The organism is Bradyrhizobium valentinum (assembly GCF_001440405.1).
Classification (GTDB): domain Bacteria; phylum Pseudomonadota; class Alphaproteobacteria; order Rhizobiales; family Xanthobacteraceae; genus Bradyrhizobium; species Bradyrhizobium valentinum.
Genome location: NZ_LLXX01000029.1, coordinates 89,316 through 100,781, shown reverse-complemented (window position 1 = coordinate 100,781; position 11,466 = coordinate 89,316). Strand labels below are relative to the sequence as shown.

Below are 11,466 nucleotides of genomic sequence, written 5' to 3'. Positions count from 1 at the left end.
TCGTTCTCACGCAAATCACCGGCATAACTCCGCCCGTCTCACGCAGATGAGGGGCGTTGGCCATTGTCACGAACGTGCGGTGAGATGCGATGGACGCGAGAGGCGCGCTAGACGTACGCGCCTGACGCGTACGGCGAAGTCGTGTGGTCCGGACGCCGCGGTGCTGGCGTTAAGTTGCGCGGAGGTTTCTGCGTGACGACGGTGGCAAGAAAGCCGTTCACCGGGGAGAGCACGAAGTAAGCCGTAAAGCCATTGCGCAGGGAAGGCCGGAATGCTCCCGCTGCCCTGTATGCTCGTGTGCAGTTTTGTTTGCGCAAATCGCACGCGAGACCGCGGGTGCAGCAAGCACCCGGTCTTCCCTGCGCCCTCTGATTGGAGAGGGCGGGAAATTTTGACATACCTCGGGCAGCTCATGTCGCGAGACCGCGAAACTGTATCCACGTCATTGCGAGCGCAGCGAAGCAATCCATCTATCCCCGCGCCGAGACGTGGATTGCTTCGCTGCGCTCGCAATGACGCGGAGAGAACCGTCGTCGCCCGTTGGTTCATTCGGCTACGAGAAGCCAGTTGCCGCCTGGATTACAAGTCTTGCCGGGTCAGCCTGCCATGCGGCACCGCCGGTCGCGTGGGTACCTTCTTCGCCGGCGTCTCGCCGCCCGCCAGCGCCATCACCGAGACCGAGACCACGCGATCGACAATGGCATCCACGTCGTTGAGGTCGCATTGTCCTTCCGACAATCTGGTCAGTCGCTCTTTTTCCCGGATGGTGTGATGCGACATCGCCAGCGCGAAATGCAGTCCCCAATAGAGTTCGGCGTCGTCGCGGCCTGGCATCGCGCGGCGCATCGCGGCGATGAATTTCCGCAGATGATCGACCTCGCGGTTCTTGATGCGGCGGATCGGCGGCACCGACTCGATCGAGGCGCGGATCATGAAGCGCGCCGCCGTCGAGCCTTCGCGGTCAGGGCCGAGGCAGCCGCGCAGGGTAGGGCCCACCAGCGCATGCAGGATGGCATCGATCGGGGCGCGGCCGCCGCCCTTTTCCTCGGCAAGCTTCAACTCGTTGAGCCGCTCGCGGTTGGTGGCCAGGCTGCGGGTGACGAACAGTTCCGCGATCAACTCATCCTTGGAGCCGAAATGATAATTCACCGCGGCGAGATTGACGTTCGCTTCCGCGACGATGTCGCGCAGCGTCACGTCGCCGAAGCCGCGATCGGCATAAAGCCGTTCGGCGGCGGCAAGGATGGCAGACCGGGTCCGATCGCTCGACATATCTGGTACCCGCTTGGGCAGTTGCAATTCAAACAGTTGTATGAAACTATCGTTTGAAGAGCTGGAAATGTCAATCCACGTTTGCGAACGGATCGCATTTTCGGCCGGTCCGGACTGTCACCGCCATCCGCAAAATGCCTTGCGGGCTACAGGCGGTGGGCAGACAGTGCGGCCTAACAATCTCAGAAGCTAAGAGCCGAGGAGCGTCCCATGAACTTCGATATGTCCGAGAAGCAGAAGGAATGGCTGAATCGCGTGCGCGCATTCATGGCTACCCATGTTCGTCCCGCGGTGCCGATCTACGAGAAGCAGGATGCGGAGGGACCGCGCTGGAAGGTGATCCCGATCCTCGAGGAACTGAAGAAGAAGGCGAAGGCCGAAGGCCTCTGGAACATGTTTATGCCGCCGAACGCGCATGAGGATGATGAATTCCGCGGCGCGGGATTGACCAACCTCGAATACGCGCTGCTGTCGGAAGAGATGGGCCGCATCTCCTGGGCCTCGGAGGTATTCAATTGCTCCGCCCCCGATACCGGCAACATGGAAGTGTTCATCCGCTACGGCACCAAGGAGCAAAAGCGGAAGTGGCTCCGCCCGCTGATGGACGGCGAGATTCGCTCCGCCTTCCTGATGACCGAGCCTGCGGTGGCTTCGTCGGACGCGACCAACATAGAGACGCGCATCGAAAAGGACGGCGATCACTACGTCATCAACGGCCGCAAATGGTGGTCGTCGGGTGTCGGCGATCCCCGTTGCAAGATTGCGATCCTGATGGGCAAGACCGATCCGAAGGCGGCGAAGCACCAGCAGCAGTCGCAGATCCTGGTGCCGCTCGACACGCCCGGCATCAAGGTGGAGAAGATGCTGCCGGTGTTCGGGTTTGACGATGCGCCGCACGGTCACGCCCAGGTGCTGCTGGAGAACGTTCGCGTGCCGAAGGAAAACATTCTGCTCGGTGAAGGCCGCGGCTTCGAGATCGCGCAGGGTCGCCTCGGCCCGGGCCGCATCCATCACTGCATGCGCACCATCGGCAAGGCCGAGGAGGCGCTGGAGAAGATGGTGAAGCGGCTCGCCTCGCGCACCGCGTTCGGCAAGAAGATCATCGAGCACTCGGTGTGGGAGCAGCGCATCGGCGAAGCGCGCGCCGACATCGAGATGAATCGCTTGCTGTGCCTCAAGGCCGCCGACATGATGGACAAGGTCGGCAACAAGACCGCGCAGGCCGAGATCGCGATGATCAAGGTCACGGCCCCCAATATGGCGCTGAGGATCATCGACAACGCCATCCAGGCTTACGGCGGTGGCGGCGTCTCCGACGATGCCGGCCTGGCGCGGGATTATGCGCATATCCGTACGCTTCGTCTGGCCGATGGTCCGGACGAGGTGCATAACCGCGCCATTGCCAGACTTGAACTTCGGAAGTATGCAAACGCTACGCACTAACTAATCGAGGGGGGCGAACGCAGCGCTCTCTCAGCCGTCATTCCGGGGCGCGCGAAGCGCGAACCCGGAATCTCGAGGTTCCGGGTCTGGTCCTTCCGCCTTCGCGCTCAGGCGCTTCGGCGGACTTAAGCCCTGCGAAGCTTGCGCAGCAAGCGTAGAAGGGTCGGACCATCCCGGAACGACGGATAAGAAACTTAAGGGAGCGTCATCGTGGCGGACGGCGTCAGGAAAGACGAAGAGTTCTCGGGCACCAAGGAAGTCGAGGAGCGCCATCGCATCGACGAGGCGAGCCTCGACCGCTGGATGCGCGAGCACGTCGAGGGCTATCAGGGGCCGCTGAAAGTCCTGCAGTTCAAGGGCGGCCAGTCCAACCCGACCTACAAGCTCGAGACATCAGGCCGATCCTACGTGATGCGCCGCAAGCCGTTCGGCAAATTGCTGCCGTCGGCGCATGCGGTCGACCGCGAGTTCCGCGTGATCGCAGCCCTCGGAAAACAGGGCTTTCCGGTTGCCAGGGCCTATGCGCTGTGCACCGACGACGCCGTGATCGGCGCGGTCTTCTATATCATGTCGATGGAAGAGGGCCGGGTGTTCTGGGATCCGACGCTGCCGAGCCAGACGCCGGATGCGCGGCGCCAGATCTTCACCAGCAAGATCGAGACGCTCGCCAAGCTTCACGTCTTCAATCCGGAAGCGATCGGGCTCGGCGATTTCGGCAAGCCCGGCAATTATTTCGCGCGCCAGATCGATCGCTGGACCAAACAGTACCGCGCGTCCGAGACGCAGCACATTCCGGAATTCGAGAAGGTGGCCGAATGGCTGCCGCGAACCGTTCCGGAGCAGAAGCGCGTCTCGATCGTCCACGGCGACTATCGCCTCGACAACATGATTTTCCATGCGACGGAACCGCGGGTGCAGGCGGTGCTGGATTGGGAATTGTCGACGCTCGGCGATCCCATGGCCGACTTCACCTATCTGTTGATGCAGTGGACCATGCCGGGTCTGGCCAATGCCGATCTCAAGGCGCTGAACATTCCGAGCGTGGAAGAGGCCGCGCAGATCTATTGCAACGTCACCGGCATGGAAGTGCCCGACCTCAACTGGTACTTCGCCTACAACATGTTCCGCCTGGCGGGCATCACGCAGGGTATCGCCGGACGTATTCGCGACGGCACCGCCGCCAACGCCAAGGCGCTGGAGTCGGCGGCGCGCACCGTGCCGCTGTCGAAGTCTTCCTGGGAATATGCTCAGAAGGCCGGCGCGACTTAATCCTACTGCGTCATAGCTGCTCAAAAACCCTTATCCTGAGGAGCCCGCAGAGCGGGCGTCCCGAAGGATGTAGGCCACAGATGGGGCCTCATGGTTCGAGACGCGCTTCGCGCTTCTCACCATGAGGAAATCCAGTTGGCACTCTCTCCGAATATCCGCGGCAGCCTGCTGATGGCGGTGTCCATGGCGGCGTTCACGATGAACGACTCCATCACCAAGGCGGTGTCGTCAGAGATGAACTTCGGCCAGGTCATGCTGGTGCGCGGGCTGTTCGCGATCGTGCTGGTCGCGGCATTCGCGTGGCATCAGGGCGCGCTGCGTCCGCTGCGCACGCTGATGCAAAAGCCAGTAGCGCTGCGGGTGTTCGGCGAAATCGGCGGCACGATCTCGTTCATGGCGGCGCTCGCGCATCTGCCGCTCGCCAATACCTCGGCGATCTTTCAGGCGTTGCCGCTGGCGATCACGCTCGGCGCCGCCGTGATATTCGGCGAGCCGGTCGGATGGCGGCGCTGGTCGGCGATCGTGGCCGGCTTCATCGGCGTGCTTATCATCGTGCGGCCCGGGCTGGCGGGCTTCAGCCAGTATTCGGTGTTCGCGCTGGTGTCGGTCGCATTCTGCGCGCTCCGCGATCTCGCGACCCGGGGGATACCCGCCAAGATCCCGTCACTGTTCATCACCTTGTTGACGACCGTAACTGTGACGGCAGCCGGCGGCGCCATACTCGTCCCGCTCGGCGGCTGGACGCAGCCATCGACAGGCGCGCTTGGCCTGCAGGCGCTAGCCGCCGTGCTGCTCCTGATCGGCTATCAATGCATCATTTCGGCGCTGCGCTCGGGTGACATCTCGGCGGTGGCGCCGTTCCGTTATTCCGCGCTGCTGTGGGCGATGCTGCTCGGCTATCTCGTGTTCGGCGATGTGCCCGATGCGATGATGGTGCTGGGCGCATCCATCATCGTGCTGTCCGGTCTCTACGCCTTCTACCGCGAGCGCATCCGTCACCGCGCGCTGGCGGCGGAATCATCGGGCTTTCCGCCGGACGGGTTGTGATCGTCATGGCATCCGTCATTGCGAGCGAAGCGAAGCAATCCATCGAGCTGAACCGACAGTATGGATTGCTTCGTCGCTACGCTTCTCGCAATGACGAACTAAACCGGCTTCCCCGTATACGGCATCGACGCGGTGAGGCCGCCGTCGACCGGGATCGCCTGGCCGTTGACATAGGAAGCGTCGTCGCTGGCGAGGAACAATCCCATCGCGGCGAGTTCGTGCGGCTGGCCGGCGCGCTTCAGGGGATTGAGCTGGCCGATCTTGTCTTGGGTGCCGCGCTCCTTGGCGCGGTCGAACACCGGCTTGGTCATGCCGGTTTCGATCAGGCCCGGGCACACCGCATTGATGCGCACGCCGGTGCCGGACAGCGAGTAGGCAGTGGTCTGCACCAGGCTGATGACGCCGGCCTTGCTCGCGCCGTAGGGGTGTCCGCTGGCGCCGGCCTTCAGGCCCGCGACGGACGCGGTGCAGACGATCGAGCCGGACTTCTGCTTGATCATATGCGGCATCGAATGCTTGATCGCCAGAAATGGCCCGATCAGGTTGACGCGCAGGACTTCCTGCCAGTGCTCGACTGTCTGCTCGGCCAGCGGCACCAGCCCGCCGCTGACACCGGCATTGGCCCAGATCGCGTCGAGCCTGCCGTATTTCGCCACCGCCTTGTCGATGAACGCCTTCACGTCGGGTTCCGAACCCGCATCCGCCATCACGGCCTCGACAGTGCCGCCGGCGTCGCTGACGAGCCTGGCGGTCTCCTTCACGCCGTCGGTCTTATCGACGATGACGAGCTTCGCCCCCTCCTTGGAGAACAACACCGATGCTGCGCGCCCGATGCCGCTGCCCGCGCCGGTGATGATGACGGATTTGCCTTCGAGGCGGCCCATGAGCTTCTCCCTACCGTGTTGCGCGTGTCGGCGTCTGCCGCCTTGCGGAATTCAAACAAGATTTCAAACGTCTGAGGCACTTGAGACGATGTATGCTCTGACGTACAGCGACAACGAACAGTATTGAAGGGCTTTCGCGATGTCCAATACAGACAAACCGCTGACGATCACGACACGATGGTGGTGGGTTCGCCACGCGCCGGTCCGCGAAGATGGCGGCTGCATTTACGGACAGAAGGATCTCGGCTGCGACTGCAGCGATCGCATCGTATTCGAGGCGGTCGGAAAAATTCTGCCGCGTAACGCAATCTGGTATGCAAGCAATCTGAAGCGCACGCACCAGACCGCGAGCGCGATCTGGTCCGCGGGCTTTCCCAAGCCTTCGGAGATGCCGCACGTGAATGCGTTCGCCGAGCAGCATCTCGGTGAGTGGCAGGGCCTCAACCGCGCGGCGTTCCTCGCCAGCCGCCCGGTCGGCAGTCACTGGTTTGCGGAGATCGACGAGGTCCCGCCCGGCGGCGAGAGTTTCATGGACCTGTACAATCGCACATGCGGCGCGATCGAACGCATCAATGCCGAACAGGCGGGCAGGAACATCGTCGTGGTTGCGCATGGCGGCACGATCAGGGCCGCTATCGGCCTCGCGCTCGGCGGTCAGCCCGAAAAGAGCATGGCCTTCGATATCGATAATTGTTCGGTGACACGGCTCGATCATCTCTCGAGTGCCAATTACAGCGGCTGGCGGCTGCCGATGGTCAACCAGCAGCCCTGGATCGCGGACGCTTCGCACAACGCGATGCATCAGCCGGCGGGACCGGAGGTCGAGCCACCGGAGACGAAACTTGGCTGAGCCTTAAGTTGTCGGGAACCGCAAAGGCTGCTTAGTTCGAATTCAAGACGAAACCGGCATCGCGCTGGATCAACATCGGGAGAGAGACATGAGCTTGTTCGATATGACCGGGAAAGTCGCCGTCATCACCGGCTCCACGCGCGGCATCGGCCGTGCCATTGCCGAGCGTATGGCCGAGCACGGCGCCAAGGTGGTGATCTCCTCGCGCAAGCAGGATGTCTGCGACCAGGTCGCCAAGGAGATCAATGAAAAATTCGGCAAGGGAACGGCGGTTGCAATCGCTGCGAACATTTCCAGCAAGGAAAACCTGCAGAACCTCGTCGACGAGTCCAACCGCGCCTTCGGCAAGATCGACGTGCTGGTCTGCAACGCGGCGTCCAATCCCTATTACGGTTCGCTCGCCGGCATTTCCGATGACCAGTTCCGCAAGATCCTCGACAACAACATCGTCGCTAACAACTGGCTGATCAACATGGTGGTGCCGCAGATGATCGAGCGCAAGGACGGCTCGATCGTGATCGTGTCGTCGATCGGCGGCCTGAAAGGTTCGACCGTGCTCGGCGCCTACGCGATCTCGAAGGCCGCCGACATGCAGCTCGCGCGTAACCTCGCCTGCGAATATGGCAAGCACAATATTCGCGTGAACTGCATCGCGCCCGGCCTGATCAAGACCGATTTCGCAAAAGCGCTGTGGGACAATCCGGAGACGCTGAAGGCGTCGACCGCGCGTTCGCCGCTCTTGCGTATCGGCGTGCCCGACGAGATCGCAGGCGCCGCGGTGCTGATGGGATCGAAGGCCGGCGACTTCATGACCGGCCAGACCGTCGTGATCGACGGCGGCGCGACGATCAGTTGACTATTGGCCTGTCATTCCGGGGCGCGCGCCAGCGCGAACCCGGAATCTCGAGATTCTCTGGTGCGCAAGTGCGCACCAAAGTTCAGCCCTAACGGGCTGCCCCGGAATGACGCTGCGTCTTATTCCACCGCCGCGTAAACCAGATCCCGCAGCATGTTGCGGATATATTCGCGCTGCCCGGGGCCCTGCATCATGAACACTGTGAACAGCTCTTCCGCCGGATCGATGAAGAAGAACGTGCCGGCCATGCCGCTCCAGAAGAACTGGCCGAGCGAGCCCGGGAAAGGCGCGATGCCGCGGTGAGTGCGGACCGCGAAGCCGAGGCCAAAACCGTGACCGGGCGGCATCAGCGGCGAGTCGACCTTCACGCCGGCGCTGAGATGATCTGAAGCCATCAGCTCCAGCGTTTTGCGGCCGATGATCCTGTTGCCGTCGAGCGAGCCTCCGTTGAGCAGCATCTGGCAGAAGCGAGCATAATCCATGGTGGTTGAGACCAGCCCGCCGCCGCCGGATTCCATCGCAGGCTTCTCCAGCATGTTGAAGAGCTGCACCTTGTCGCCATTCCAGGGATCGGTCGCAAACGGTTCGGCGAGGCGGCCGGTATTAGTTTCGGGGGTATGGAAGGCGGTCTCGGCCATTTGCAGCGGCGCCAGGATGCGTTCGGTCAGGAACGCGCCGAGCGACTTGCCGGAGACGACCTCGATGATGCGGCCGAGCACGTCGGTCGAGCGGCTGTAGTTCCATTCCGCGCCTGGCTGACAGATCAGCGGCATACCGGCGATCATGGTCGCGTGCTCGGCGTTGGTGATCTTGCGGCTGCGCAGCCGCGACTGCTGGTAGAGCTGCTGGACCAGGCCGTTGCCGGTGTGGTCGTAAGTCAGGCCGGACGTGTGGCGCAGCAGGTCCTGAACGGTCATCTGCCGCTTCACAGGCACGAGGTCGAGCTTGCCGTTGCTCTCGACGCCGACCTTCTGGTCGGCAAATTCCGGAATGAATTTTGCGACGGGATCGCCCAGGATGAAGTGGCCATCCTCGACCAGCATCATGATGCCGACCGACACAATCGGCTTGGTCATCGAGAAGATGCGGAAGATGCTGTCATGCGCCATCGGCGCGCTTCCCGCCGGGCTCTGGCGGCCGATCGCATCGAACCAGCCGATCTGACCGCGCCGCGCCACCATCACGGTGGCGCCGGGGAGGGTTCCCTTGTCGACCTCGCGCTTGAAGGCATCCGACATCCGATGCAGACGGGCACTCGAGAGGCCTATGGTTTCCGGCTTGGCGTCGGGGAGAGAAGGGGTCTGGGGGGCGGATGTCTGCCGGGTGGCGGTCTGGGCGTTCATGGTCTCTCCCGTTGCTCTTGCTTGTTGTGCCGAGGACAAAGTTTGGCTCAGAAGCCCTGCTTTGGATAGGGCGGCAAGCCGCTTCGCCCCTTGCAATCGGGGCATGGCCTATGCTTGAAACGGCGCGAAGCGGCCGCACACGCCGCTTCCCTGCAGGAGTGTAGCTCAATTGGTAGAGCACCGGTCTCCAAAACCGGGGGTCGCAGGTTCGAGCCCTGCCACTCCTGCCAATGATTTCAAATACTTAGGCTGTTCCAACATCGCTACCATTCGGTTTTGCTAACGGATTTGCTAACGCGGCCTTGCAGCCGCGCGATCAACCGACGCCAAGAAATCCGGCTGCCAAACCCGTGATGGTCTCGGACAGCTTTTTGTCGGCCTGCTTCGTCCGCTTCCGCTTGGTGTAATTCCGCAATAGGATGGCGGGATCGTCACCGATCCGCTGGGCGACGGTGTGCACGGGGATGCCGGCGTCGAGCAATGCGGTCGAATGGATGCCACGCAGATCGTGGAACCGCGTTTTGCCGAAACCGAGCCGTTTGGCCTGCTTAGCGAAGTCCTTGGAAAAGTTGCGCGGGTGGCGCGGTGTGGTGAATGACACGGAGAGGGCCGGAAACATCAGCGCGTCATCGGGCAGTCGGATCAGGGAAAGATCAACCTCGGCAACGTCAGGAATGCCAGCGCAGAGCCGCTGATGCCGTTCCTTTGCCCTCAGCAATACCGCAATGGTTCCGTCATCCAGATCAATGGTCCTAAAACCGCGCTTCGTTTTTGGCGGCTTGATCCTGATCCCGAATTTTTTCGTCTGCTCCAAAGCCCGTTCGATCCGCAGCGTCTTTTTATCGGCATCAAGATCGGACCAGCGCAAGGCCAACAGTTCATTCCGACGCGCGCCGCTGGCGGCTGCCAGCGCGACAACGGGAAAGATGCCGGATGGCTTGAACCCAGCGATCAATGTCGCCAATTCGATTTCGGTCAAACCCTCTCCGATTTCGTCGGTTTCCTCGTCGGGATCGAAACTCTCCGGCGCGGGAACCTGCTCAACCCGCACCATCGGATTGGCGGATATCAGCCCCTTGCGGTGGGCGGTCGCCAAACAGGCACCGAGAACAGTGTGAACATGATGCTGCGTCCGTGGTGATATGAGTTTGGCTTCCGCCATGTCGGCGTAGAGCCTGTCGATGTCAGGCGCGCGCAATTTCTGGAGTAGCCGATTGCCGAGCTTGGGCTCGATATGCGTCCGCAACAATTGCCCGTAACGCTCCAACGTCCGCTGGCTAACCTTCTTCCGTCGCCTTCCCGGTGCCCCGGCCTCAATCCACTGGTCAACCCATTTGCCGAGCGTCAGCTTGGAGGCTTCGACATATTCGCCCGCCCCCATTTCGGTAATCAGCCGAGCGCATTCGGTTTCTGCTTCCCGCTTGGTGCCACGAAACGTGTGCCATTTCTGTCGCCGCTTCCCGGTCGCCGGGTCTTTGCCGAGATCGAGGATGATCGAATAGCTGCCGGGGGAGCGCTGCGTGATGCTGCCCTTCATGGCTTTCTTTCCTTTGCTTGCCGATTTGGTAGTGGCCGCGAACCCAAGCGTTCGAGTGTCTTGCCCCATGCTTCGCGGCTAGCGCGGGCGTCAGCTATTGATTGATCATCGCTCCCACGAGCACGAGGCGGGTTTATGCCGCCCAAGCCCGCGAACATTTGCGCCAGTTCTGCCGGTGATTTGCCATCGAGCGAGCCGGTCGGCCTGTCACGGCCGTTCCGCAAAACGAGGTCGCGATAAGATCGGATCAGTTCCGCCGCCGTCATGCTGAAAAGCTGGAAAGTGCTTTCGTCATCAATCCATCTCTGGCCGGTGAATTGCTCGATATGCCAAAGCGCCTTGGCCATGCTGTCGGCGATGTCAAAAACGTCCTGGCCCCATTGCTCGACCAGATAGTCCTGTCTGTTCAACGAATGCTCCATCCGAACCTCCACCTCGGCGGCGAGTGATCGGCCCGAGCGTTGGGCCGCATTCTCCATGCGATCCCGCAATTCTTGTGTTGTCCGCATATTGAGCGGATGCCGCTTACCAGAGGTTTTCTTCCGCTTGCTGGTGCTACCGACGGTTCGCGGCATCAGGTGTCCTTTCCCGAAATCTGCGTCAACTATTACGCATTGGCCTTGACAGTCAAGCTGGGTTATGGCGGGTTAGGCCTAATGCTGATTTGCGTAATAGGTTACGCAGCCATGGAGATTGGTCATGACTAATGCCGACTGGAGCGGCCCGGACAACGGCCAAGCTACCCTGACCATTACGGTGCCCGAGGCGGGGAGGATGGTCGGGCTTTCGAGGAACGCGAGTTATGCGGCCGCTCAAAGGGGCGAAATCCCGGTTCTGAGATTTGGGGCACTTCTGAGGGTTCCGGTGGCCGCGTGGCTGCGAAAAATCGAGCAACCCGAAACCATTGCCGAAGGGCCCGCCAAAGTGGCCCCGATCAAGATCGGCAAGCGCAAATAGAAAAGCCG

Annotated in this window: 11 protein-coding genes and 1 tRNA gene; 7 read left to right on the top strand and 5 right to left on the bottom strand. The window is 61.8% G+C overall.

What is annotated here, in order from left to right; genetic code table 11:
* Positions 1–579 precede the first annotated feature (579 nt).
* Positions 580–1,272, bottom strand: coding sequence for a TetR/AcrR family transcriptional regulator (locus CP49_RS04980; RefSeq protein WP_057849184.1), 693 nt, complete (start codon positions 1,270–1,272; stop codon positions 580–582).
* A 210-nt stretch (positions 1,273–1,482) separates the two neighbouring features.
* On the opposite strand from CP49_RS04980, the gene CP49_RS04975 reads away from it, so the two are divergent.
* From CP49_RS04975 to CP49_RS04965, 3 genes are all read left to right on the top strand, one after another.
* Positions 1,483–2,715, top strand: a complete 1,233-nt coding sequence (locus CP49_RS04975; RefSeq protein WP_057849183.1) for an acyl-CoA dehydrogenase family protein — start codon at positions 1,483–1,485, stop codon at positions 2,713–2,715.
* Between the two features lie 210 nt (positions 2,716–2,925).
* Positions 2,926–3,984: a phosphotransferase family protein gene (locus CP49_RS04970; RefSeq protein WP_057849182.1), complete on the top strand. Its 1,059-nt coding sequence runs from the start codon at positions 2,926–2,928 to the stop codon at positions 3,982–3,984.
* A gap of 135 nt (positions 3,985–4,119) precedes the next feature.
* Positions 4,120–5,031 (top strand): DMT family transporter, encoded by a 912-nt coding sequence (locus tag CP49_RS04965; RefSeq protein ID WP_057849181.1) that lies wholly within the window; start codon positions 4,120–4,122, stop codon positions 5,029–5,031.
* A 98-nt stretch (positions 5,032–5,129) separates the two neighbouring features.
* Here CP49_RS04965 and CP49_RS04960 read toward each other — a convergent pair whose 3' ends face one another.
* Positions 5,130–5,915, bottom strand: a complete 786-nt coding sequence (locus CP49_RS04960; RefSeq protein WP_057849180.1) for an SDR family NAD(P)-dependent oxidoreductase — start codon at positions 5,913–5,915, stop codon at positions 5,130–5,132.
* A gap of 139 nt (positions 5,916–6,054) precedes the next feature.
* Here CP49_RS04960 and CP49_RS04955 point away from each other — a divergent pair, with 139 nt between their 5' ends.
* Positions 6,055–6,765, top strand: a complete 711-nt coding sequence (locus CP49_RS04955) for a histidine phosphatase family protein (protein WP_057849179.1) — start codon at positions 6,055–6,057, stop codon at positions 6,763–6,765.
* Between the two features lie 88 nt (positions 6,766–6,853).
* Positions 6,854–7,621 carry an SDR family NAD(P)-dependent oxidoreductase gene (locus tag CP49_RS04950; RefSeq protein ID WP_057849178.1) on the top strand — a complete coding sequence of 256 codons (768 nt, stop codon included), beginning with the start codon at positions 6,854–6,856 and terminating at the stop codon, positions 7,619–7,621.
* Between the two features lie 119 nt (positions 7,622–7,740).
* Here CP49_RS04950 and CP49_RS04945 read toward each other — a convergent pair whose 3' ends face one another.
* Positions 7,741–8,964 carry a serine hydrolase domain-containing protein gene (locus CP49_RS04945; protein WP_057849177.1) on the bottom strand — a complete coding sequence of 408 codons (1,224 nt, stop codon included), beginning with the start codon at positions 8,962–8,964 and terminating at the stop codon, positions 7,741–7,743.
* A gap of 154 nt (positions 8,965–9,118) precedes the next feature.
* On the opposite strand from CP49_RS04945, the gene CP49_RS04940 reads away from it, so the two are divergent.
* A tRNA-Trp gene (locus CP49_RS04940) sits at positions 9,119–9,194 on the top strand.
* An 86-nt stretch (positions 9,195–9,280) separates the two neighbouring features.
* On the opposite strand, the gene CP49_RS04935 is transcribed toward CP49_RS04940, so the two are convergent.
* On the bottom strand, positions 9,281–10,501 hold the full coding sequence (locus tag CP49_RS04935; RefSeq protein ID WP_057849176.1) for a tyrosine-type recombinase/integrase: 1,221 nt from the start codon (positions 10,499–10,501) through the stop codon (positions 9,281–9,283).
* Entirely contained in the window at positions 10,498–11,076 is a 579-nt protein-coding gene (locus tag CP49_RS04930; protein ID WP_082645870.1) for a TraY domain-containing protein, read from the bottom strand. The genes CP49_RS04935 and CP49_RS04930 overlap by 4 nt, the downstream gene beginning before the upstream one ends.
* A gap of 124 nt (positions 11,077–11,200) precedes the next feature.
* On the opposite strand from CP49_RS04930, the gene CP49_RS04920 reads away from it, so the two are divergent.
* Positions 11,201–11,458, top strand: a complete 258-nt coding sequence (locus CP49_RS04920) for a helix-turn-helix domain-containing protein (protein ID WP_057849173.1) — start codon at positions 11,201–11,203, stop codon at positions 11,456–11,458.
* The last annotated feature ends 8 nt before the right edge of the window (positions 11,459–11,466 follow it).